This window comes from Pseudomonas alcaligenes (assembly GCF_041729615.1).
GTDB classification, from domain to species: Bacteria; Pseudomonadota; Gammaproteobacteria; order Pseudomonadales; family Pseudomonadaceae; genus Aquipseudomonas; species Aquipseudomonas alcaligenes_B.
Genome location: NZ_CP154874.1, coordinates 2,794,316 through 2,815,752 on the forward strand (window position 1 = coordinate 2,794,316; position 21,437 = coordinate 2,815,752).

At 67.1% G+C, this 21,437-nt stretch carries 20 protein-coding genes and 2 tRNA genes; 9 read left to right on the forward strand and 13 right to left on the reverse strand.

The genetic code is table 11. The features are described 5' to 3' along the window. Positions 1–35 precede the first annotated feature (35 nt). The 7 genes from AAG092_RS13595 to AAG092_RS13625 form a co-directional block, all read right to left on the reverse strand. Positions 36–1,466, reverse strand: a complete 1,431-nt coding sequence (locus tag AAG092_RS13595) for a mannose-1-phosphate guanylyltransferase/mannose-6-phosphate isomerase (protein ID WP_373387093.1) — start codon at positions 1,464–1,466, stop codon at positions 36–38. A 225-nt stretch (positions 1,467–1,691) separates the two neighbouring features. After that, positions 1,692–1,767 (reverse strand) — tRNA-Thr (locus AAG092_RS13600). A 291-nt stretch (positions 1,768–2,058) separates the two neighbouring features. Then, complete coding sequence (locus tag AAG092_RS13605; RefSeq protein WP_373387094.1) at positions 2,059–3,264, reverse strand: methyltransferase; 1,206 nt, start codon at positions 3,262–3,264, stop codon at positions 2,059–2,061. Between the two features lie 71 nt (positions 3,265–3,335). Continuing rightward, positions 3,336–4,025 (reverse strand): ABC transporter permease, encoded by a 690-nt coding sequence (locus AAG092_RS13610; protein ID WP_110682940.1) that lies wholly within the window; start codon positions 4,023–4,025, stop codon positions 3,336–3,338. Continuing rightward, on the reverse strand, positions 4,025–4,717 hold the full coding sequence (locus tag AAG092_RS13615) for an ABC transporter permease (protein ID WP_110682941.1): 693 nt from the start codon (positions 4,715–4,717) through the stop codon (positions 4,025–4,027). The genes AAG092_RS13610 and AAG092_RS13615 overlap by 1 nt, the downstream gene beginning before the upstream one ends. Before the next feature lie 114 nt (positions 4,718–4,831). Beyond that, entirely contained in the window at positions 4,832–5,584 is a 753-nt protein-coding gene (locus tag AAG092_RS13620; protein WP_110682942.1) for an ABC transporter substrate-binding protein, read from the reverse strand. 16 nt (positions 5,585–5,600) lie between these two features. Next, complete coding sequence (locus tag AAG092_RS13625; RefSeq protein ID WP_110682943.1) at positions 5,601–6,374, reverse strand: ABC transporter ATP-binding protein; 774 nt, start codon at positions 6,372–6,374, stop codon at positions 5,601–5,603. 392 nt (positions 6,375–6,766) lie between these two features. Between AAG092_RS13625 and AAG092_RS13630 the strand changes: the two genes are divergently transcribed. The 3 genes from AAG092_RS13630 to AAG092_RS13640 are packed head-to-tail and all read left to right on the forward strand — an operon-like array spanning position 6,767 to position 10,019. Further along, the gene (locus tag AAG092_RS13630; RefSeq protein ID WP_373387095.1) at positions 6,767–8,608 is read left to right on the forward strand and encodes a CHASE2 domain-containing protein; all 1,842 of its coding nucleotides are present in this window, start codon (positions 6,767–6,769) and stop codon (positions 8,606–8,608) included. Then, positions 8,605–9,105 carry an SH3 domain-containing protein gene (locus AAG092_RS13635; RefSeq protein WP_373387096.1) on the forward strand — a complete coding sequence of 167 codons (501 nt, stop codon included), beginning with the start codon at positions 8,605–8,607 and terminating at the stop codon, positions 9,103–9,105. The genes AAG092_RS13630 and AAG092_RS13635 overlap by 4 nt, the downstream gene beginning before the upstream one ends. 14 nt (positions 9,106–9,119) lie before the next feature. Next, positions 9,120–10,019, forward strand: a complete 900-nt coding sequence (locus AAG092_RS13640; RefSeq protein ID WP_373387097.1) for a M48 family metalloprotease — start codon at positions 9,120–9,122, stop codon at positions 10,017–10,019. Positions 10,020–10,064: 45 nt separating this feature from the next. Here AAG092_RS13640 and AAG092_RS13645 read toward each other — a convergent pair whose 3' ends face one another. The 5 genes from AAG092_RS13645 to AAG092_RS13665 form a co-directional block, all read right to left on the reverse strand. After that, complete coding sequence (locus AAG092_RS13645; protein WP_373387098.1) at positions 10,065–12,011, reverse strand: HD domain-containing phosphohydrolase; 1,947 nt, start codon at positions 12,009–12,011, stop codon at positions 10,065–10,067. A gap of 123 nt (positions 12,012–12,134) precedes the next feature. Beyond that, positions 12,135–12,210: transfer RNA gene (locus AAG092_RS13650), tRNA-Phe, on the reverse strand. 124 nt (positions 12,211–12,334) lie between these two features. Then, positions 12,335–12,607, reverse strand: coding sequence for an oxidative damage protection protein (locus AAG092_RS13655; RefSeq protein ID WP_021699955.1), 273 nt, complete (start codon positions 12,605–12,607; stop codon positions 12,335–12,337). Further along, positions 12,604–13,671 carry an A/G-specific adenine glycosylase gene (mutY, locus tag AAG092_RS13660; RefSeq protein ID WP_373387099.1) on the reverse strand — a complete coding sequence of 356 codons (1,068 nt, stop codon included), beginning with the start codon at positions 13,669–13,671 and terminating at the stop codon, positions 12,604–12,606. Before mutY ends, AAG092_RS13655 begins: the two co-directional genes overlap by 4 nt. Then, positions 13,668–15,890, reverse strand: a complete 2,223-nt coding sequence (locus AAG092_RS13665) for an AsmA family protein (RefSeq protein ID WP_373387101.1) — start codon at positions 15,888–15,890, stop codon at positions 13,668–13,670. Before AAG092_RS13665 ends, mutY begins: the two co-directional genes overlap by 4 nt. A 275-nt stretch (positions 15,891–16,165) precedes the next feature. On the opposite strand from AAG092_RS13665, the gene AAG092_RS13670 reads away from it, so the two are divergent. Together AAG092_RS13670 and AAG092_RS13675 are read left to right on the forward strand one after the other, a co-directional pair. Continuing rightward, positions 16,166–16,606 carry an Hsp20/alpha crystallin family protein gene (locus AAG092_RS13670; protein ID WP_373387102.1) on the forward strand — a complete coding sequence of 147 codons (441 nt, stop codon included), beginning with the start codon at positions 16,166–16,168 and terminating at the stop codon, positions 16,604–16,606. Between the two features lie 101 nt (positions 16,607–16,707). Beyond that, positions 16,708–17,922 carry a sterol desaturase family protein gene (locus AAG092_RS13675; RefSeq protein WP_373387103.1) on the forward strand — a complete coding sequence of 405 codons (1,215 nt, stop codon included), beginning with the start codon at positions 16,708–16,710 and terminating at the stop codon, positions 17,920–17,922. Positions 17,923–17,954: 32 nt separating this feature from the next. On the opposite strand, the gene AAG092_RS13680 is transcribed toward AAG092_RS13675, so the two are convergent. Continuing rightward, positions 17,955–18,353, reverse strand: coding sequence for an acetyl-CoA sensor PanZ family protein (locus AAG092_RS13680; RefSeq protein WP_237046187.1), 399 nt, complete (start codon positions 18,351–18,353; stop codon positions 17,955–17,957). 146 nt (positions 18,354–18,499) lie between these two features. Here AAG092_RS13680 and hisB point away from each other — a divergent pair, with 146 nt between their 5' ends. Genes hisB through hisF form a run of 4 tightly spaced genes read left to right on the forward strand, consistent with a single transcriptional unit; the run spans position 18,500 to position 21,295 of the window. After that, positions 18,500–19,093 (forward strand): imidazoleglycerol-phosphate dehydratase HisB, encoded by a 594-nt coding sequence (gene hisB, locus AAG092_RS13685; RefSeq protein ID WP_043216328.1) that lies wholly within the window; start codon positions 18,500–18,502, stop codon positions 19,091–19,093. Beyond that, positions 19,094–19,732: an imidazole glycerol phosphate synthase subunit HisH gene (gene hisH, locus AAG092_RS13690; RefSeq protein WP_373387104.1), complete on the forward strand. Its 639-nt coding sequence runs from the start codon at positions 19,094–19,096 to the stop codon at positions 19,730–19,732. A gap of 55 nt (positions 19,733–19,787) precedes the next feature. Continuing rightward, positions 19,788–20,525, forward strand: a complete 738-nt coding sequence (hisA, locus tag AAG092_RS13695) for a 1-(5-phosphoribosyl)-5-[(5-phosphoribosylamino)methylideneamino]imidazole-4-carboxamide isomerase (protein WP_373387105.1) — start codon at positions 19,788–19,790, stop codon at positions 20,523–20,525. An 11-nt stretch (positions 20,526–20,536) separates the two neighbouring features. Next, positions 20,537–21,295: an imidazole glycerol phosphate synthase subunit HisF gene (hisF, locus tag AAG092_RS13700; protein WP_110682957.1), complete on the forward strand. Its 759-nt coding sequence runs from the start codon at positions 20,537–20,539 to the stop codon at positions 21,293–21,295. Positions 21,296–21,437 lie beyond the last annotated feature (142 nt).

Genomic DNA, 21,437 nt, shown 5'->3' on the forward strand with positions numbered 1-21,437 from the left:
TAGCTGGTGCTATGCGGCAGGTGTGATCGTATGGGTTATGCACGACCGTACCTGTCGTCGAACCGCACTATGTCGTCCTCGCCCAGGTAATCGCCGCTTTGTACTTCGATGAGGACCAGGTCGATGACGCCGGGGTTGGCGAGGCGATGCTTGTGCCCCGACGGAATGAAGGTCGACTCGTTGCTGTTCAGGATCAGCTCGCTGTCGCCATTGACGACCAGCGCCACGCCGCTGACCACAATCCAGTGCTCGCTGCGATGATGATGCATCTGCAGGGAGAGCGAGGCGCCGGGCTTGACGACGATGCGCTTGATCTTGAAGCGTTCGCCTTCCTCAAGCGTTGTGTAGGTTCCCCACGGACGGTGCACGGTGCGGTGTGTCAGATAGGCTTCATGTCCGCTCTGCTTGAGCTGCCCTGCGATATGTTTGACATCCTGAGCATGCGCCTTGTGTGTGATCAGCAGCGCATCCGGGGTGTCGACCACGATGAGGTCCTGCACACCGACAAGGGCAGTCAGTCGCTCCGGACTGTGTACGAAGTTGTTGGACGCAGCATGCTGGACCGTCTCTCCGGTGAAGCGATTGCCCTGCGCATCAGCCGCGACCAGCTCGCTCATGGCGGACCAGGAGCCGATATCGCTCCAGCCGATGGTGCAGGGAACGGTGGCGACCCTGTCGGAGCGCTCCATCAGGGCATAGTCGATGGAAATGTCCGGCACCTTGCTGAAGCTGCCGGCATCGAGGCGCAGTCGCTGGTCGTTGTCCGAGTAGGTCGAGGCGGCGAGTGTGGCTTCTACCGCATCGAGCACTTCCGGGGCATGAGCCCGCATCTCGCTGACCAGCGTCCCGGCCTGGAAGCAGAACATGCCCGAGTTCCAGTAGAAGTTGCCGGCCGCACAATAGCGCTGGGCGGTTGCCAGGTCCGGCTTTTCCACGAAGCGCTTGACGCGCATGCCTTGCACGAGGTCGCCGCTGGTGTCGGCTTCGATATAGCCAAAGCCCGTCTCGGCATGAGTCGGCTCGATGCCGAAGGTCACCAGGTAGCCTTCCTGAGCCAATTGCGCGGCCTGTCGGGCGGCACTGGCGAAGGCTTCTTCGTCCTGGATCAGGTGGTCGGCAGGAAGCACCAGCATGGTCGCCTCGGGGCCGTGGCGGCGCAGCAGATAGAGGGCCGCGCTGGCTATGGCGGCTGCCGTGTTGCGGCCGGTCGGCTCAAGGATGTAGTTGAGCTCGCTCTCTGGCGAGCGCTTGACTTCCTGATAGATGTCTTCGGTGGTGAAGAACAGCTCCTGATTGGTGACGGTCAGGATGTCTTTCACGCCTTCGAGATGAATCGCCCTGAGCAGGGTTTTCTGGAGCAGGCACTGGCCGTCAGGCAGCGGCAGGAACGGTTTGGGGTGCTTCTCGCGAGAGGCGGGCCACAGGCGGCTACCGGCTCCGCCGCAGATAATCACGGGGTACAACATCTATCGTCCTTAAAGGCTCGCCTATCAGGCTGATCACTGGCGCCGAATTATCGCTTGGAAATGGCGTAGCCGGTCGATCACTGCGACGGAGGGCATTCCTGAATGCGCGTGGCGCAAATCTGTGTGATAAACCACACAATTTAACCGTATTTCTGGCCACCTGGCCAGAACCGCCGGGCATATGCAAAAAGCCCACCATGGGGTGGGCTTTTCATTTCATGTACATGGTGCCGGCACCAGGAATCGAACCCGGGACCTACTGATTACAAGTCAGTTGCTCTACCAGCTGAGCTATACCGGCGTAGGGGGCGCCATTATAGCCATTGGTGTGGCGGAGTAAACCGTCGCGCGCGAGCTGGGATGGGGCTTGGCTATGAGAGCAGAGGTGTTTATGCACAATGAGAATGCGGCATCGGCGGGTGTGCCTGTTTTTTGTGCGGCAGCTCGCGTATTTGGCTAAGCAGCTGTTTCAAAAGAACTTTTTCCGCAGATCAAAAAACCAGCAGGTCGCCGCAGGCCTGCTGCGGCGCGCCTTGTGCAGATTTCTACAGAATCCGTGCACAGAGTTATCCACAGCTTCTGTGGATGGCTTTCAGGCGCGCTCGGCCAGCAGCAACAGATTGCGCGGGGTCAGCTGGTGGGCGCAGAAGGTGCCCAGCCTCACCTGGTAGCCCCGTTCTTCCAGGTAGAGGGCGCGGTCGAGCAGCAGCCACAGCTCCAGTGGGCGACGGAACAGGCCGCGTACCAGCTCCAGGTTGCGCACCTCGGCCAGGCGGCGCCAGCCGGCCGCCTCCAGGGCGGGCCAGTCGATGCGGCCGTGCAGTGCCAGGCCCTTGAGCGCGGCCAGGTCATGGCAGTAGCTGGCGAAGTCCTTGTCCAGCCAGCTCACTGGCAGCGACGGCGTCGGCAAGTAGTCATCCACGTCGCGCTGCTGGCGCTGCAGCAGGTCGAAGGCCAGGCGCCGGGCCATCGACAGGTCACGCTGGCGGCGCAGGCGCTGGCCGGCGGTGACGGTCTCGGCCAGCGGCAGGCGCAGGTCGTCCTGTGACAGGCGCAGGGCCGAGGCCCGGGCGGGGGCGCAGAGCGGCTGATAGTACTCGCTGGCGATGCGGTTGTAGCAGCAGGGCGCCACCGCCAACTGGGCGCAGCCGGCGGCGCTGGCCAGCTGCAGCAGGCGCACGTGCAGGTCGCCGCAGGCATGCAGGGCCGCCGGCGTATGCGTGGCGTGCAGGCGCGCGCCGGCATCGGCGGCCAGCACGTCCTGCTGCAGGTGCTGGGCCGCGAGCTGCTGGCGTGCGCTGAGGCGCTGGCCGGCTTCGACCAGTTGCGGATCGTATTCCAGGCAGGTCAGCTGCTGGCCGCCCTGGGCCAGCAGGCGGCCGAGGTGGCCCTTGCCGGAGCACCAGTCCAGCCAGTGGCGCGGCGGCTGCCGGAACTGCAAGCGTCCGGCGAAGGCGGTGATCTGCTGCCACTTGCGCCCCGGCACGTCGACGCTCAGGCGCTCGGGCAGTAGGCCGAGATCGCGCGTGGGCAGTTCATCGAGCGCCGAGAGCGCGGCGGCGCGCCGCGCCAGCTCGGGGAAGGGCGCGGGGGCGGCCAGGCGCTCGGGATGGTTGTGCTCGGCCTCGGCCTGCTCCAGGCTGCGGCTGCGCAGCCAGGCGGCCAGTGCGGGCTGCTCGGCTTCCCAGGGCAGGGTCGGGTAGGTGAAGGGCTTGGGGCGCCACAGGTGCTGGTGGGCGACGAGGAAGTCGTCCAGAGCCTGGAAGCGTTCGCTCAGAGCGGGGCCGGTAAGGATCATGCGGGCGCAGCGGTGGGGGTGATGGCGGGCATTCTATCCCTCTCCCGGTGTGGGAGAGGGATCTTCGCGGGTCAGCGACCCTGGCAGGCGTCGACCCGCAGCTTGCGCTCCAGCAGCTTGAAGGCGCGCACCATGACGTAGGCGATCACCAGGTAGAACACGCCGGCGGCGAAGAAGATCTCCACCGGCAGGTAGGTGCGGGCGATGATGGTGCGCGACATGCCGGTCAGCTCCAGCAGGGTGATGGTGCTGGCCAGGGCGCTGGCCTTGAGCATCAGGATCACCTCGTTGCTGTAGGCCGGCAGGCCGATGCGCGCGGCGCGCGGCAGGATGATGTAGAGCATGGCCTGGGCGCGCGACATGCCGAGCGCGCGGGCTGCCTCGATTTCGCCGGGCGGCACGGCCTGGATGGCGCCGCGCAGGATCTCGGCGATGTAGGCCGCGGTGTGCATGGTCATGGTGATGATGGCGCACCAGTACGGATCGCGCAGGTACGGCCACAGCGGGCCCTGGCGCACGGCGTCGAACTGCGCCAGGCCGTAGTAGACCAGAAACAGCTGCACCAGCAGCGGGGTGCCGCGGAAGAAGAAGATGTAGCCGAACGGCAGGGCGCGCACGTACCAGTGCCTGGAGGCGCGGGCGATGCCCATGGGCAGGGCGAGGATCAGCCCGGCGACCACGGCGATGGCCACCAGCTCGATGGTCAGCCAGGCGCCTTCGAGCAGCTTGGGCAGGTATTTGTAGATCACTTCCCAGTTCATCAGGAGCTCCGCACGAAGCCGCGGCTGGCGCGCTTCTCGAGGAAGTGCAGGCCGATCATGGCGAGGATGGTCAGGCCCAGGTAGATGAAGGCGGCGACCAGGAAGAAGGTGAAGGGCTCCTTGCTGGCGGTCACGGCGATCTGCGAGCGACGCATGATCTCTTCCAGGCCGATCACCGAGACCAGCGCGGTGTCCTTCATCAGGATCATGAACAGGTTGCCCAGGCCGGGCAGGGCGATGCGCCACATCTGCGGCAGGATCAGCCGCCACAGGATGCGGCCCTTGGACAGGCCGAGGGCCATGCCGGCCTCGCGGTGGCCCTTGGGGATGGCCAGGATGGCGCCGCGGAACACCTCGGTGGCGTAGGCGCCGAAGCACAGGCCGAGGGCGATGGTGCCGGCGGCGAAGGCGTTCAGTTCCAGGCTTTCCAGGCCGAGCAGGTCGGCCAGGGCACGCATCAGGTTGACCGTGCCGAAATAGATCAGCAGTACCCAGAGCAGCTCGGGCACTCCGCGGACGATGGTGGAGTAGGTGCCGCCAAGCCATTGCAGCGGCTTGTACGGGGAAGTCTTGGCCAGGGCGCCGAGCAGCCCGAGCACCAGGCCGAGGGCCAGGGCGGACAGGGCCAGCTGGATGGTCACCAGCGTGCCGGCGGCGAGGGCGGGGCCGAAGCCATGGAGGTCGAGAATCATAGGGTGCCTGAGGGCGATCTTTCCAAGCGCGCGGTGGCGGTCAGTGGCGCACCAGCGAGGCGCCACCCGGCCCGGGTGAGAAACCGCCGCCCCGTGGGGCGGCGGCCCGGCGCATCAGTAGATGCTGAACGGGAAGTACTTGTCGTTGATCTTCTTGTAGGTGCCGTCTTCGACGATGGCCTTCAGCGCGGTGTTCAGCTTCTCGCGCAGCGGATCGCCCTTGCGCACGGCGATGGCGATCTTGTCGTTGTCGAACACCGGCTCGCCCTTGAACTCGAAGTCCTTGCCGGCATCGCTCTTCAGCCATTCCCAGTTGACGAACTTGTCGGCCAGCACGCCGTCGAGGCGGCCCGAGGACAGGTCGAGGTAGGCGTTTTCCTGGGTGTCGTACAGCTTGATCTCGACGGTGTCGGCCAGGTTGTCTTCCAGCCAGGTGCCGGCGATGGTGGCGCGCTGGGCACCGATCACCTTGCCTTTCAGGCTGGCCTTGTCGGTCTTGAAGTCGCCGCTCTTCGGCGCGATGAACTGCAGCTTGTTGGTGTAGTAGGGCTCGGTGAAATCGACCGCCTGCTTGCGCTCCTCGGTGATCGACATGGAGGCGGCGAGGAAGTCGAACTTCTTCGCGTTCAGGGCCGGGATGATGCCGTCCCAGTCGGAGGTGACCACTTCGCACTCGGCACCCATCTTGGCGCACAGGGCCTGGGCGATCTCGACGTCGAAGCCGCCGACCTGGCCGCTGGCGTCGATCAGGTTGAAGGGCGGGTAGGCGCCTTCGGTGCCGATCTTCAGCTTGTCCGCGGCGACTGCCTGGGTGCCGAAGGCCAGGGTGGCGACGGCGGCCAGCAGGATCTTCTTATAGTTCTGCATGCGTGATTGCTCCGTTTCAGTGATTGCTGGACATGAATTGTTTACAGCGTGCCGATTGCGGGTTGGTGAAGACCTGCTCGGGCGGCCCTTGCTCTTCCACCAGGCCCTGGTGGAGGAAAACCACTTCGCTGGACACCTGCCGGGCGAAATTCATCTCGTGGGTGACCAGCAGCATGGTGCGACCTTCCTCGGCCAGCGCGCGGATCACATTAAGCACTTCCTGTACCATTTCCGGGTCGAGGGCCGAAGTCGGCTCGTCGAACAGGATCACCTTGGGCTGCATGGCCAGGGTGCGGGCGATGGCAGCCCGCTGCTGCTGGCCGCCGGAAAGCTGGTTGGGATAGGCGTGGCGCTTGTCGGCGATGCCGACCTTGGCCAGCAGCGCCTCGGCCACCTCGATGGCCTCGGCCTTGCTCTGGCCGAGCACGCGGCGCGGTGCCTCGATGATGTTGTCGAGCACGCTCATGTGCGGCCACAGGTTGAAATTCTGGAAGACGAAGCCGATCTCGCTGCGCAGGCGGTTGATCTGCCTATTGTCGGCGGCGACCAGGTCGCCGTTCTTCGCCGCCTTCAGCTTGAGCTCCTCGCCGGCGACGAAGATCTGCCCCTGGTGCGGGTTTTCCAGCAGGTTGATGCAGCGCAGGAAGGTCGACTTGCCCGAGCCCGAGGAACCGAGGATGGAGATCACGTCGCCGTCGCGGGCGGTCAGCGAGATGCCCTTGAGCACTTCAAGGTCGCCGTAGCGTTTGTGCAGATTGCGGATTTCCAGCGCGGGCGTTGCCTCGGCCATGGGGGGTCCTCTTGGTTGCGGATGCGCTCCGGCTGCTGGCCGCCTTCCTAGCGTGCGGCTGAACCTAGCATAGCGTTTGCGGCAGCGCCAAGCCGGCGGCAGCCGCGGCCGGCGCCGGTTGCCGCCGGTTGTCGCATCATGACAGTTGCGTGTCGCGCCCAAACAAAAAATTGCCTGGCGCACTCCTGGGCGTGGCGCGCGGCGGCCCGCAGGTGGAGATAAAAAGCCCGATCCATGGATCGGGCTTGGGCAGTGCAGCCGGTGCGGCGAATGGGCGCGGAGTTTACTGGAGCGACCCGGCGCGGTGAAGTGGCGCCGGGCCACCAGTCTGCTAGAGTCGGCCTGCTCCCCAGGGGATCGGGTCGAGCCAGGCCACTTTCCCGGAGTTCTTCATGGCGCAGTCGCAGCAGTCACCCAGGGCGTTTCGTACCAGTCTGTGGCTGCTCTGCGTCCTGGTTGTGCTGCTGGTGCCGCTGCTGCACCTGTGGGCGCCGGTGCAGCACTGGAGCAACGCCCACGGCGACTGGCTGATCCGCCAGCGCGCCACGCAACAGGCGCCGGACCCGCGCATCGTGGTCATCGACATCGACGACACCAGCCTGCAGGCGCTGGCCGGCGAGGCCGGCAAATGGCCCTGGCCGCGCGCGCTGCATGCCGAGCTGCTCGAACACCTGCTGGCGCAGCAGGCCGAGGCGGTGGTGTTCGATGTGCTGTTCAGCGAGGCCGACCGTTTCCATCCCGACGCCGATGCTTATTTCGGCGAGGTGCTGGCGAGCAGCGAGCGGGTCTACCTGGCGGCCCTGCAGCAGCAGGCCGTCGACCCGGCCAGGGCGCCGCTGCTCGCCGACTATCCGCCGACCACCGGCCTGCTGCCCGGCCGCGACCGCCAGCAGCGCGGCGTGCTGCTGCTGCCCTGGGCCGTGGCGCCGCAGAGCTGGAAGGTCGGCACCATCAACTTCAGCCCGGACGCCGATGGCGTCGGCCGGCGCTACGACATTCATCGTCGCATCGGCGACTGGCGCATGCCCTCGCTGCCGGCGCGGGTGGCCCTGGATCGCGGTGTGGCGCTGCCGGATGCCGCCAGCTTCCTGCTCGACTGGCGCAGTGCCGCGCGCGTGCCCTATCCGCGCGTGCCCTTCGCCGCCGCCCTGGCCCAGGCGCGCGGCGAGGCTGGCGTGCTGGCAGCCGACTACTTCGCCGGCAAGATCGTGGTGATCGGCACCACCGCCGCCGGCCTCTACGACCTGCGGCGTACGCCGCTGGACGATCTCTACCCGGCGGTGTTCATCCTCGCCACCGCCATCGACAATCTGCTCAACCAGCAGCAGCTGCAGATGGTGCCGGCCTGGGCCATGGCGCTGTTCGGCGTCGCCCTGCTGCTCGCCCTGCAGCTTGTGCTGCTGCGCGAGCGCCTGCTGGCCGCCAGCCTGCTGACCCTGGGCGCCAGCCTGGTGCTGCTGCTCGGTGCCTATCTCCTGATCCTGCAGGGCGTGTTGCTGCCGGTGCTGCCCAGCCTGCTGGCGCTGTGGCTGCTGCTGGCCCTGGCCCTGGCGGTGTTCTACCGCCGGCGCCGGCAGCAGCTGGCCAACACCATCAGCCTGTTCAGCCGCTTCCTCGACCCGCAGGTGGTGGCCCAGCTGGTCGCCCGCGAAGACCCGCAGGCGCTGCTGGCCAGCCGCGAGTGCCAGCTCACCGTGCTGTTTTCCGACATCCGCAACTTCACCAGCATGTCCGAGCGACACAGCGCCCAGGAGATCATGCAGATCCTGGAAAACTACTTCGCCGGCCAGGTGGACGTGCTGTTCAGGCACCACGCGACCCTCGACAAGTTCATCGGCGACGCCATCATGGCCTTCTGGGGCGCGCCGCAGGACAACCCCAACCAGGCGGTGGACGCGGTCAACGCGGCGCTGGAGATGATCGACAACGTCGAGCGCTACCGGCGCGACTTCGACCACCCGGATTTCGACATCGGCATCGGCCTGCACAGCGGTCCGGCGGTGGTCGGCATGGTCGGGACCAGCAAGCGCTACGACTACACTGCAATAGGCGATACGGTGAACCTGGCCAGCCGCATCGAGGGGCTGACCAAGGGCCGTGCGCGCCTGCTGGTGTCGGCCGCGACCATGCAGGCCTGCGGTGACGCCTTCGACTTCGTGCCCCACGGCGATTTCCAGGTGAAAGGCCGCGTCGAGCCGGTGACCCTCTTCGAACCCAGGAGAAAGACCTCATGAGAAGTACCCTTTGCGCCGCCCTGCTGATCCTGGCAGGCTGGCTGGGCAGCGCCGTGGCGCTGGCCGAAGTGCGCGGCGCCGTCACGGTCGAGGCCACCGCCCTGCGCGAGAGCCCCGCTGCCGCGGCTGCCGTGCTGCAGCAGCTGCCGGCGCAGAGCCGCCTGGCCATCCTCAAGCGCCAGGGCGGCTGGTATCAGGTACAGACCGGCGCCGGCCAGCAGGGTTGGGTGGCGCTGCTGGCGGTGCGCTTCGACAAGGCCGCCGGGGCCAAGGGCGGCAGCATCGGCGCGCTGCTCGAAGGCAGTACCGCGGTGGAGCCGGCCAGTGGCGTGGCCACCGGTGTGCGTGGCATCAGCGACGATCAGGTCGGTGGTGGCGGCGGTTCCGGCAGCCTGTCCCTGCAGCAGCTCGACCGCTACGCGGTGACCCCGGGCAGCGCCCGCGCCTTCGCCCAGCAGGGTGGCCTGCGCAGCCAGACCATCGCCTATCCCCACTGAGCCGGAGCCGAGCCATGCACAAGATTCTTTGCCGTACCGCCCTGCTCACCGCCCTCTGCGCCGCGCTGCCCGCCTGTGAAAGCCTGCAGGTTCTCGAAGGCGTGCAGATCCAGGGCGTCGACCTGTCGCCGCTGGCCAGTGCCGGGCGCAACCTCGGCGAGCTGGGCGAGAAGAGCCAGGACGAGGAACTGATGATCGGCGCCAGCACCGCCGAGCTGCTGCTCAAGCAGGCCCGCCTGCTCGATGCACCTGCCCTGCAGGCCTACGTCAACCAGGTCGGCCGCTGGGTCGCCCTGCACAGCGAGCGGCCCGATCTGCCGTGGCGCTTCGGCGTGCTCGACAGCAGCGTGGTCGGCGCCTACGCGGCGCCTGGCGGCTATGTGTTCATCACCAGCGGCATGCTCGCGCAGATGGACAGCGAGGCCGAGCTGGCCGGTGTGCTGGCCCACGAGGTGGCGCACGTGGTGCAGAAGCATCATCTGGAGGCGATCAAGCAGAAGGCTGGTGCCGGCCTGCTAGCCAACGTCTCGCGCTTCGCCCTGCAGGCCAGCCAGGCCAGCTCCAGCGCGCCGGCTCCCAGTACGAGCGTCTCCACCCAGCAGTTCGACCAGCTGGTGACCAACCTCTATACCCGCGGCCTGGATCGTGGCGACGAATACGAGGCGGACCAGATGGGCGCGGTGATCGCCGCTCGTGCCGGCTACGACCCCTATGGCCTGGCCACCGTGCTGCAGGGCATCGGCACCATGAAGCAGGACGATGCGACCCTGGTGACCTTCCTCAAGGTGCACCCGAACATCGGCGATCGCCTGACCCGCCTGCAGCCCACCTACCAGTACCTTGACCAGGCGGCCGCCGGCGGCAGCCAGCAGACCCTGGACCAGCGCTACCAAAAGGCACTGTCGGCCAAGTAAGGCATCGGGCGGGGCGCGGGGCGGCTGCGCGCCGCCCCTTGTGCTTCAGTGCTGGTGCTTGTCGCAGGGCTCGTAGTCGCAGACGTGGTGGGCGTACGCCGGCGCCGTGCTGGGCGCTGCCGAGGGTGGGGGGAGCGCCGCACTCTGGGCCGGGTTGAGGTAGCAGCGCGAGTCGATGAATACCCGCACCAGGTCACCATCCAGCAGCCCGCTCCTGACCTCCGCCTGGAGGATGTCCAGCGCATGCTCCACCGGCACCGCCGGCTTGTACGGACGGTCCGAGGCGGTCAGCGCGTCGTAGATGTCGCAGATGGTCATGATCCGCGAGCCGCAGGGAATCTGCTCGCCGGCCAGGCCCTTGGGGTAGCCGCTGCCGTCGAGCTTCTCGTGGTGCGCCGCGGCGATCTCGGGGATGCGCTGCAGCGCCGGGGTCCAGGGGATCAGCTTGAGGAAGTCGCGGGTGTGCACCACGTGGCGCTCGATCTCCGCGCGCTCCTCCTGGGTCAGGCTGCCGCGGCGGATGGCCAGGGCGCCGAACTCGCTCTCCGAGAGCAGGCCGATCAGGCTGTCGTCATGGCTCTTCACCACGTGGCCCTGGATCTCCTGCAGGTGCTGGAAGTCACCCTCGGTGAGCACGCTCGGCTCGTTGGCCTTGAGGATGTCATGCAGGTACTGGTCCAGCCGCTGGCACTCGACGGCCAGCTCCTGCTCCCACTGCAGGCGCAGCTGCTCGTCCAGCGCGCCGTATTGCCGGTAGGCGTTGAGCATGCGGCGCAGGGTCTGGTTCTGCAGGCTCTCCTTGGCCAGGGCCACGCGGTAGCGCAGGTTGTCGACGACCGGCTCCGGCAGCTTCTTGGCCTTGGTCAGCACGTGCTCGCGCACACCGACCTTGCCGAAGTCGTGCAGCAGCGCGGCGTAGCGCAATTCGCGCAGGCCCTCGTCACCCAGCGCCTGGGTGCGCAGGTGGGCCATGGGCGCCAGCGGCAGCTGGCGGGCCAGGGCGATGCACAGGTCGGCGACGCGGAAGGAATGGCCGGCCGAGGTGGGGTCGCGTTGTTCGATGGCGAACACCGAGGCCTGCACGAAGCCGTCGAACAGCTGGCTGATGTCGTCCAGCAGCTGGCGATTCTCGATGGCCACCGCCGCCTGGCTGGCCAGGGCGCGCAGTGAGGCGGCCATCACCTCGTCGAAGGCGATGACGCTGCCGGCGTCGTCCTGGCAGTTGATGAACTCCAGCACGCCGACCACCTCGTGACGGTGGTTGAGCATGGGAATGGCCAGCAGCGACATGGTGCGGTAGCCCACCTGCATGTCGAACGAGCGGTTGAAACGGTAGGGCGCGTCGGCCGGGATGGCGTAGGCGTCGGCGATGTTCAGCTCGGTGCTGGTCAGGGCCACGTAGCCGGCGATCGAAGCCTTGGTCAGCGGCATGCGCTGTTCCTGGAAGCGGGTCGGCAGCGAGCTGTTCTGCGTCAGCTTGAACAGCAGCTGCGGCTGCTCGCCCTTCTTGTCGACCAGAAACAGCGAGGCGGCATCGCTGTTGGACAGGCGCCGGCCCTCGGTGAGGATCTTGCTCAGCAGGCGTTCCAGATCCTTCTCGGCGGACAGTGCCAGGCCGACGTCGACCAGCTTCTGCAGGTCGCCGTCCTTGTCGTGCAGGGCGGCAGCCAGCTGGTCGGTCTTCTGGCGGAGGCGGAACTGCTCGGCGGCGAAGCCGAGCAGGGCGAGCAGCTCGTCCTCGCTGGCCGCGCCGGGCAGCGGCAACACCCCGGGCGGGGCGTCGAAGGCCACCAGGCTGGCGCCGCAGGCCTGCCAGTCGGCCAGCGGCCTGGCTTGCAGCAGCGGGGCGTCGAGCAGCAGCACCTCGATGCCCTGGGCGATGCTCGTGTCGGCTTCCAGGCAGCGCAGCGCGATGCCCTCGCGGACGAGGCGGGCGTACAGGGGCGAGGCGGCAAGCAGTGGGCTGTGTCCCACCGTGAAGCTGGCTGTCATCAGGGGATACCCGGGGCCGATTGGACTGCGCTCGGCTGAGTATTGCACCGCTGCTGGGGGGCTTCCACAAAGGCGGGAGGCGGAAAGCAGAAAGCCCGCCATGGAGGCGGGCTTTCGGAGTTTTGGTGCCCAGGGACGGAATCGAACCGCCGACACGGGGATTTTCAATCCCCTGCTCTACCGACTGAGCTACCTGGGCAACGGGGCGCCATTAAACGGATTTGGCTTTGCAGTGTCAAGCGAGGGAATGAAAAAAATTTGAGCGTAGACGGGCGGTTACGAATTTTCGCGAGGCGGCGGGCGGTTTCCGGCCCGCCTTCGCATCAGGCGCTCGGCGGCACGTAGCCGTCGGCCTTGGCGTAGTCCTCGCCGGAGAGGAACTTGTCCATCTCGGCCTGGAGGAACTTGCGATCCTCGGCGTTCATCATGTTCAGCCGGCGCTCGTTGATCAGCATGGTCTGGTGTGCCTGCCACTCGTCCCAGGCCTTCTTCGACACGTTGTCGTAGATGTCCTGGCCCTTGGCGCCGGGGTAGGGCGGGCGGTCGAGGCCGGGCAGCTGTTCGTTGTACTTGCGGCAGTGGACGGTGCGGCTCATGAGGCTTCTCCTGCATTCAGTTCTTGCGCGGCTCGCTTGAGGAGCTTCTTCACCGGGGCGGCCAGGCCCAGGCGCGGCGGGGTGGCGAGGTTATACCAGAGCCAGTCGCCCTCGGCCACGGCGTGGCTGGCCTGCTCGACACGCACCAGCCAGGGTTCGATGGCCAGCTGGAAGTGGCTGAAGGTGTGGGTCAGCCCGGCCAGCTCGCGCGGCTCGCCCAGGTGCAGGGCATGCTGGCGTGCCAGTTCGCCCAGGGCGTCGAGGTCGTCCAGTTCCGGCAGGCTCCACAAGCCGCCCCACAGGCCGCTGGAGGGGCGGCGGTAGAGCAGGATGGCGCCCTCGGCGTTGGCCAGCAGCGGCATCAGCGTGCGTTTCTGCGGCAGCGCCTTGCGTGGCTTGGGTTCGGGGAAGTCGGTTTCACGGCCGAGCAGGTGGGCGCGGCAGCCGGCGCGCACCGGGCATAGCAGGCAGCTCGGCTTGCTGCGGGTGCACAGGGTGGCGCCCAGGTCCATCATCGCCTGGGTGTAGTGGTTGACCCGCTCGTGCGGGGTCAGCTGCTCGGCCAGTTGCCACAGCTGCGCGGCCACCCTGGGCTCGCCGGGATAGCCGTGCTGGGCCTGGTAGCGGGCCAGCACGCGCTTGACGTTGCCGTCGAGGATCGGCGCGCGCAGGCCCATGCTCAGGCTGGCGATGGCGCCGGCGGTTGAGCGGCCGATGCCGGGCAGCTCGGCCAGTTGCTCGACCGAGCGCGGGAACTCGCCGCCATGCTGCTCCACCACCAGCTTGGCCGCCTTGTGTAGGTTGCGCGCGCGGGTGTAGTAGCCGAGGCCGGTCCACAGGTGCAGCACCTCGTCCTCGGGTGCGGCCGCCAGGGCTTCGACCGTTGGCAGGGCGTCCATGAAGCGGTCGAAGTAGCCGAGCACGGTGCTGACCTGGGTCTGCTGCAGCATGATCTCCGAGACCCATACCCGGTAGGGTGTGATGCCCTGTTGCCAGGGCAGGTCCTTGCGCCCGTGCTGGTCGTACCAGGCCAGCACGGCGCCGCTGAACTGCTCGGGGCTCATCGGTTGAACAGGCCCTTGAGCGCGTCCTTCAGCTCGGGGCTGACCTTGTCGCCGAGCTTCTCCTCGATCTTCTCTTCCAGCTTGTTGCCGGCCAGCTTGGCGGCGACCTTGGTCATCCCGGCCTTGTCCAGGCGGCAGGCCTTGGCGCCCAGCTCCAGCGGGCCGCGGCAGAGCAGCGGCCACTCGATGCCGACGTAGCGCTCGTTGACCTGGCAGGCCGGGTCCGGCATGGCCGTCTTGTCGCCTTCGATGACGATGCCGACACGGTAGTCCATGCCCAGCACGCGCAGGTCGACATCGCCGTCGCCATTGACCGTCAGGCCGGGGATGCGCGCCTTGAGGTCGGGGTTGCTGGCCACGCCGTTGGTGAACTTCAGGTTGCCGTGCAGTTCCTCGAAGGGCGTGTCCTTGCCGCGCGGTTCGCCGGACAGCGACTTGCGGTTAAGGGTGGCGATGCCCTGGCACAGCTGCTGCTCCAGGTTGGCGTCGACCAGCACGCCGTTGCTCAGGCTGAAGTTGGCCTTGCCGTTCAGTCCGTCGATCCAGGCCTTCTGGCTGTTGCCCTGGGTGCGCAGGTCGGCGTTGAGATCCAACTGGCCGCGCAGTGGGGCTTTCTCGCCGCGGGACTCGATCAGCTTCTCCACGGGGATGCGCTTGAGCTGCTGGCTGGCGGTCAGCAGCGGAATGTTCGGGCGCGCATCGAGCTGCGATTGCATGGCGAACTCGCCGCCGTGCAGGTCGCCGCGCAGCTCCTTGAGCTCGAGCAGGCCGCCCTTGGCGGTCAGGGACAGACGCGCGTCCTCGATCGGCAGCTTGCTCAGGGTCAGCTGGCCGAGGCCGAGAGTGGCCTGCAGGTCCAGCTTGCGCAGCTGCTCCAGCGGCAGTGCGGGGGCGCTGCTCCAGGCCTGCTGGGTGGGTGCGTTGGGCAGCGGGGTGGTGCCGCTCTTGCCGGCGGCGGCCACGGCCTGCTTGACCTCGCTCTGGCGTGCCTGGCCGGCGCTGGCGTTCTTGTCCTGCGGCGGCAGGTAGCGGTCGAGGTCGAGCTTGTCGCCCTTGAGCTGCAGGCGCAGGGCCTGCTGGGCGAAGTCGTTGACCGCTAGGCTGCCGCTGAAGGTGCTGTCGTCCAGTTTCAGCGACAGGTCATTGAGCTGCACGCTGTTGGGCGTGCCGGCCAGGCGGGTGGAGAGTTCGAGGCTGCTCAGCGTGCCCTTGTCGCTCATGGCGGGCAGGGCCACGCCTATGCCGTCGAGGAATTCGCGCAGGTTGAACTGCGCCAGCGACAGGCTACCTTCCAGCTGGGCGGTCTTGTCCAGGTCGCGCAGCTTGAGTTCGCCGAGGGCACGCAGCTGGTTGGCGGACAGCTTGATGCCGGTCCACTCGGCCACCTGGGCCGACTGGTCGAGCAGCAGCTGGCCCTGGCTGGCGAAGGTCAGGGTCTTGCCGCCCAGGGGCTCGCCCGAGGCCTCGCCGGCCAGCTTGAGGTCCTGCAGCTGGTAGCGCTTGAGCTCCGGCTCGAAGCGCAGCAGGCCCTGCAGCTCGGTCTTGGCGCGCAGCACCGGCTGGTTGCTGCCGAGGAAGGCCAGCAGCTTGACCGGGATATCGGCGCCCTCGCGGATCGCGCCGGTGGACAGCTCGATGCCCTCGGCGCTGAACTGCTTGCCGCTCTTGGCGTCCTGATAGTCGATGCGCGAATTGCTGACGGTCAGGCTGTCGATATCCAGTTTGAGCGGCTGGCTGTCCTGCTGCGGCTCGCTGGCGCCGCTGTCGGCGGTCTGCTCGGCGGATTGCGTCGTGGTGGTGCTGGCCTCGGCCTTGGCCGGCTTGCCGATGCCTTCCCAGTTGCCGCGGCCCTTGTCGTCGCGCTGAAGGGTCAGGTCGAGGCCGTCGACGCGGATGTCGCTCATCTGTACTTCGCGGCGCAGCAGCGGCAGCACGCGTACCGACAGGCCGAGCAGGCGCAGGTTGGCGAGGGGTTGGTCCGGGGTGTCGGCACTGGCCAGGGTAGCGTCGGTCAGCTCCAGGCCGAGCCAGGGGAACAGGCTCCAGCCGATGTCGCCCTTGAGTTGCAGCTCGAGGTTGGCCTTGTCGCGGGCCAGCTGCTGGATCTCGTCCTTGTAGTCGTTGGGATCGAACAGGTGGGTGAGGGCGAAGCCGAGGCCGATGACGATCAGCAGCAGGCCGAGCATTAGCAGACCCAGGATTTTGCCGAAGGCTTTCATGGACCAGTCCTTGTGTGGGAGTTCTTCTGTCAGGCGCGGGAGTATAACGCCGCTGTGCTTCATCGCGCGGTGGCGACCTGGTGGTCGTGCTGGCCGCCGGCAGGGGTTTGGATGGGCAAGTCGGCGCCCGGTTCCTTGGCGCCGGTGCCGATGATCAGGTCGGCCACTGCGTCCATGGGGGCTCCTTGATGCAGGTCAATATCGCCGGCCGGCGCTGTTCTAGCGTGACAGGGCGGCCGGTGTGGCCGCTGCCTGGATGACTCTGGAGGCCCATCATGTCGCTTACATGTTGGAATCCGTTTCGCGAGTTCGAGGAATTCTTCAATCACTATCCGCGCCTGGGCAAAGGCCTGGGCGGCGCCAGCCAGGAGCTGATGACCGCGGCCGACTGGGCGCCGGCGGTGGACATCAGTGAAACCCCGCAGGCTTACCTGATCAAGGCCGAGCTGGCCGGTGTGCGGCGCGAGGACATTCAGGTCAAGGTCGAGGGCGGCCAGTTGCGCCTGAGTGGCGAGCGCAAGTTCGAGAAGGAGGAGAAGGACAAGAAGCAGCACCGCGTCGAGCGCTTCTACGGCAGCTTCTCGCGCAGCTTCAGCCTGCCGGACGACGCCGACGAGGCGCAGATCAAGGCCGAGTACCGCGACGGCGTGCTGCATCTCACCCTGCCCAAGCGCGAGACGGCGACGCCGCGGGCGCGCGAGATCGCGGTCGACTGACGCCGCTGGCACGGCCTGCGCGCCACTTTGGCGGAATCCGCCGGGTTGGCGCGCGCCGGCCGCGATAGTCTTGGGTAAAAGCCTGCGGATGAGGTTCGCCCATGAATGTCGCGGTAATGGCCGTGCCGCTGTATATCCTGCTGATCCTGCTGGAGCTCGCCTACGAGCGCTGGAGCGGGCGGCACACCTATCGCCTGGCCGACGCAGTGACCAGCATCGACACCGCCGTGTTGCGCATGTTGCTGGAAGGGCCGTTGCGCCTGCTGCTGGTCGTCCCCTATGCCTGGCTGTACGAGCATGCGCGGCTGTGGACGCTCGATCCGGCCTCGCCCTGGACCTGGCTGCTCGGCTTCGTCTCCGTGGACTTCTGCTTCTATTGGGCGCACCGCAGCCTGCACCGCTACAACCTATTGTGGGGCGCGCATCAGCCGCACCATTCCAGCGAGGACTTCAACCTCTCCACTGCGCTGCGCAAGGGCGCTTTCCAGACCGCTTTCGACTGGCCCTTCTACCTGCCGCTGGCGCTGCTTGGCCTGCCGCTGCCGTTGTTCCTGGTGCTGCTCGGCGCCCAGCTGGTCTACCAGTTCTGGATTCACAGCCAGCATGTGGGGCGGCTGGGGATGCTCGAGTGGTTCATGGTCACGCCGAGCAACCACCGCGTGCACCACGGCCAGAATGATCGCTACATCGACAAGAACCACGGCGGCGTATTCATTTTCTGGGACCGTCTGTTCGGCACCTTTGCCGACGAGACGGAGGCGGTGCGTTATGGCGTGACCACCCCGGTGCGCACTTTCGACCCGCTGCGCCTGCAGTTCTCCTGGTGGCGTTTGCTGTGGGCCGATGCCATGGCGACCCGTTCCTGGTGGGACAAGTTGCGCCTGTGGTGGATGCCCACCGGTTGGCGCCCGGCGGATGTGCGCGCGCGGCCGTGGCCGAAGATGGGCGCGGAGAAGTTCGACTGCCCCAGCCAGGCCGGTCTGCGCTGGTACGCCTTTGCCCAGTTCGTGGCGATCAATGCCCTGACCCTGGTCTACCTCGCCAGCGTCAAGCAGGCAGGCTGGCTGCTGCCGCTGCTGCTCGGACCGCTGATCCTGTTCGGCTGTGTCAGCCTGGGCTGGCTGTTCGAGGGGCGGCGCGCGCTGTGGCGGCTGGAGGCCGTGCGCCTGGCACTGCTGGCAGCGTTCGCCCTGGCCTGGGGGCTGTGGCTGGCGCCGGCGCAGTGGCTGTTCGGTCTGGGCCTGGCCGGATTGTGCGCGGCCAGCCTGCTGTGGCTGGTCTGGCTGGCGGCGCGGCCGCAGATGGCGCAGGCGTAGCCCGGATGCAATCCGGGCTCTAGGGCTCGTTCCTACAGGTCGTCCAGCGGCAGGCCGGTGCGCGCGGCCAGGGCCTGGCTTTCCAGGTGATCGCGGGGCGCCGCCAGGTGCAGCGGCTTGCCAGCCTCGCGGGCCAGGCGTCGCGCCTCGTCGAGGATGCGCCGACCCACGCCACGCTTGCGCGTGACCTTGCGCACGCACAGGTGCGACAGGCGCCAGTGGTCATCGCCGCGCTGCAGTAGGGCGGCGCCAAGCAGGCGGTCGTTGAAGCGTCCGGCGATCAGCTGGCCGCTGCCGATGCCGTCGGCCAGCAGGGCGTCGACGCTGGCATAGGGCGCCAGCAGCCAGTCCGGGGCATCGGCATAGACCTTGCCCAGGTCGGTGTGATCCTGGGCGGACGGGCGGCTGACGGTTTCGACCAGAACGGGCATGGTGACCTCCTTGGGAGCGGGTGCGCAGTGTAAGCGCCCGTCAATCGCGCCGATAGCCGGGGCGGCCGACCGCTGCCGGTAGCCGGCCAAGCCACGGCCCGCCTATAATGGCGGCCTTTTCCCGTGAGCAGCCTGTGGAGCTGGAGATGGCCGAACGTACGGCATCCGTCGAGCGCAACACCCTGGAGACCCAGATCAAGGTCTCGATCAACCTGGATGGCACCGGCAAGGCCAAGTTCGATATTGGCGTGCCGTTCCTCGAGCACATGCTCGACCAGATCGCCCGTCATGGCCTGATCGACCTGGATATCCATTGCAAGGGCGATCTGCACATCGACGACCACCACACCGTGGAAGACGTCGGTATCACCCTCGGCCAGGCCTTTGCCAAGGCGGTCGGCGACAAGAAGGGCATGACCCGCTACGGCCACTCCTACGTGCCGCTGGACGAGGCATTGTCGCGCGTGGTGATCGATTTCTCCGGTCGCCCGGGGCTGCAGATGCACGTGCCCTTCACCCGCGCGGTGGTCGGCGGCTTCGACGTGGACCTGTTCCAGGAGTTCTTCCAGGGCTTCGTCAACCACGCCCAGGTGTCGCTGCACATCGACAACCTGCGCGGCACCAACACCCACCACCAGATCGAGACGGTGTTCAAGGCCTTCGGTCGTGCCCTGCGCATGGCCGTCGAGCTGGACCCGCGCATGGCCGGGCAGATGCCGTCGACCAAGGGCTGCCTGTAAATGCAGACAGTTGCAGTAATCGACTATGGCATGGGCAACCTGCACTCGGTGGCCAAGGCCCTCGAGCATGTCGGCGCCGGCCGGGTGCTGGTGACCAGCGATGCCGCGGTGATCCGCGAGGCCGACCGCGTGGTGTTCCCCGGCGTCGGCGCAATCCGCGACTGCATGGCCGAGATCAGGCGCCTGGGCTTCGATGCCCTGGTGCGCGAGGTCAGCCAGGATCGTCCGTTCCTCGGTATCTGCGTCGGCATGCAGGCCCTGCTGGAGCACAGCGAGGAGAACGGAGGGGTCGACTGCATCGGCCTGTTCCCCGGCCAGGTGCGCTTCTTCGGCAAGGACCTGCATGAAGATGGCGAGCACCTTAAAGTGCCGCACATGGGCTGGAACGAGGTCGCGCAGGTGGTCGATCATCCGCTCTGGCACGAGATACCGGACATGGGCCGCTTCTACTTCGTGCACAGCTACTACATCGAGGCCGGCAACCCGGCCCAGGTGGTTGGGCGTGGCCACTACGGCAAGGACTTCGCCGCGGCGCTGGCCGAAGGCTCGAAGTTCGCCGTGCAGTTCCACCCGGAGAAGAGCCATACCCACGGTCTGCAGCTGCTGCAGAACTTCGTCGGCTGGAACGGCCGCCTCTAACCGCTTTCGTTTTATCCCGGGCCCGCTACCTGGCCCGGCCTGAGGACTCGCTGAAATGCTGATTATCCCCGCTATCGATCTCAAGGACGGCGCCTGCGTGCGCCTGCGCCAGGGCCGCATGGAAGACTCCACGGTGTTCTCCGATGACCCGGTGAGCATGGCCGCCAAGTGGGTCGAGGGCGGCTGCCGTCGCCTGCACCTGGTCGACCTCAACGGTGCCTTCGAGGGCCAGCCGGTCAACGGCGAGGTGGTCACTGCGATCGCCAAGCGCTACCCGAAACTGCCGATCCAGATCGGCGGCGGCATCCGCACCCTGGAAACCATCGAGCATTACGTGCGCGCCGGCGTCAGTTACGTGATCATCGGCACCAAGGCCGTTAAAGAGCCAGAATTCGTCAGCGAGGCCTGCAAGGCCTTCCCGGGCAAGGTCATCGTCGGCCTGGATGCCAAGGACGGCTTCGTCGCCACTGACGGCTGGGCCGAAGTGTCGAGTGTGCAGGCCACCGACCTGGCCAAGCGTTTCGAAGCCGACGGCGTATCCGCCATCGTTTATACCGACATCGCCAAAGACGGCATGATGCAGGGCTGCAATGTCGAGGCCACCGCGGCCCTGGCCGCCGCCAGCCGCATCCCGGTGATCGCCTCCGGCGGCATCCACAACCTCGGCGATGTCGAGAAGCTGCTGCTGGCCCGCTCGCCCGGCATCATCGGCGCCATCACCGGCCGTGCCATCTACGAAGGCACCCTGGATGTGGCCGAGGCGCAAGCCTTCTGCGATTCCTTCAAAGGCTGAGGACTGCTGAGATGGCGCTGGCAAAACGCATCATCCCGTGTTTGGACGTGGACAACGGCCGCGTGGTCAAGGGCGTGAAGTTCGAGAACATCCGCGACGCCGGCGATCCGGTGGAGATCGCCCGTCGCTACGATGAGCAGGGCGCTGACGAGATCACCTTCCTCGACATCACCGCCAGCGTCGACGGCCGCGACACCACCCTGCACACGGTGGAGCGCATGGCCAGCCAGGTGTTCATCCCGCTCACCGTCGGCGGTGGCGTGCGCACCGTGCAGGACATCCGCAACCTGCTCAACGCCGGTGCCGACAAGGTCTCGATCAACACCGCCGCGGTGTTCAATCCGGAGTTCGTCGGCGAGGCCGCTGCGCGTTTCGGCTCGCAGTGCATCGTCGTCGCCATCGACGCCAAGAAAGTCGCCCCGGGTCGCTGGGAGATCTTCACCCACGGCGGGCGCAAGCCGACCGGCCTGGATGCCGTGGCCTGGGCGAAGAAGATGGAAGATCTCGGCGCCGGCGAGATCCTGCTGACCAGCATGGATCAGGACGGCGTGAAGAGCGGCTACGACCTGGGCGTGACCCGCGCCATCAGCGAGGCGGTGAATGTGCCGGTGATCGCCTCCGGGGGCGTTGGCAACCTGGAACACCTGGCTGCCGGCATCCTCGAGGGCAAGGCCGATGCCGTGCTGGCCGCCAGCATCTTCCATTTCGGCGAATACAGCGTGCCCGAGGCCAAGGCCTACCTGGCCAGCCGCGGCATCGTGGTGCGCTGAGTCGATTCAAAACGGAGGTGTGCAATGCGCCTCCGGCTTTCCTCTTCTATACCTAATGAAGCGTCTCGGCGGTTTACCCAGGCGGCTTCGTCCTCTCTCTGACCTCCTGCCATCTGTCCCCCATCGTGACGCTTCGGTCGGC

Coding starts and splice junctions, on each gene's coding strand:
- hisB (WP_043216328.1), top strand. CDS start 18,500: ATGGCCGAACGTACGGCATCCGTCGAGCGCAACACCCTGGAGACCCAG.
- AAG092_RS13680 (WP_237046187.1), bottom strand. CDS start 18,353: ATGCCCGTTCTGGTCGAAACCGTCAGCCGCCCGTCCGCCCAGGATCAC.
- AAG092_RS13670 (WP_373387102.1), top strand. CDS start 16,166: ATGTCGCTTACATGTTGGAATCCGTTTCGCGAGTTCGAGGAATTCTTC.
- AAG092_RS13625 (WP_110682943.1), bottom strand. CDS start 6,374: ATGGCCGAGGCAACGCCCGCGCTGGAAATCCGCAATCTGCACAAACGC.
- hisA (WP_373387105.1), top strand. CDS start 19,788: ATGCTGATTATCCCCGCTATCGATCTCAAGGACGGCGCCTGCGTGCGC.
- AAG092_RS13655 (WP_021699955.1), bottom strand. CDS start 12,607: ATGAGCCGCACCGTCCACTGCCGCAAGTACAACGAACAGCTGCCCGGC.
- AAG092_RS13605 (WP_373387094.1), bottom strand. CDS start 3,264: ATGATCCTTACCGGCCCCGCTCTGAGCGAACGCTTCCAGGCTCTGGAC.
- AAG092_RS13640 (WP_373387097.1), top strand. CDS start 9,120: ATGCACAAGATTCTTTGCCGTACCGCCCTGCTCACCGCCCTCTGCGCC.
- AAG092_RS13615 (WP_110682941.1), bottom strand. CDS start 4,717: ATGATTCTCGACCTCCATGGCTTCGGCCCCGCCCTCGCCGCCGGCACG.
- AAG092_RS13635 (WP_373387096.1), top strand. CDS start 8,605: ATGAGAAGTACCCTTTGCGCCGCCCTGCTGATCCTGGCAGGCTGGCTG.
- mutY (WP_373387099.1), bottom strand. CDS start 13,671: ATGAGCCCCGAGCAGTTCAGCGGCGCCGTGCTGGCCTGGTACGACCAG.
- hisF (WP_110682957.1), top strand. CDS start 20,537: ATGGCGCTGGCAAAACGCATCATCCCGTGTTTGGACGTGGACAACGGC.
- AAG092_RS13620 (WP_110682942.1), bottom strand. CDS start 5,584: ATGCAGAACTATAAGAAGATCCTGCTGGCCGCCGTCGCCACCCTGGCC.
- AAG092_RS13610 (WP_110682940.1), bottom strand. CDS start 4,025: ATGAACTGGGAAGTGATCTACAAATACCTGCCCAAGCTGCTCGAAGGC.
- AAG092_RS13675 (WP_373387103.1), top strand. CDS start 16,708: ATGAATGTCGCGGTAATGGCCGTGCCGCTGTATATCCTGCTGATCCTG.
- hisH (WP_373387104.1), top strand. CDS start 19,094: ATGCAGACAGTTGCAGTAATCGACTATGGCATGGGCAACCTGCACTCG.
- AAG092_RS13645 (WP_373387098.1), bottom strand. CDS start 12,011: ATGACAGCCAGCTTCACGGTGGGACACAGCCCACTGCTTGCCGCCTCG.
- AAG092_RS13665 (WP_373387101.1), bottom strand. CDS start 15,890: ATGAAAGCCTTCGGCAAAATCCTGGGTCTGCTAATGCTCGGCCTGCTG.
- AAG092_RS13595 (WP_373387093.1), bottom strand. CDS start 1,466: ATGTTGTACCCCGTGATTATCTGCGGCGGAGCCGGTAGCCGCCTGTGG.
- AAG092_RS13630 (WP_373387095.1), top strand. CDS start 6,767: ATGGCGCAGTCGCAGCAGTCACCCAGGGCGTTTCGTACCAGTCTGTGG.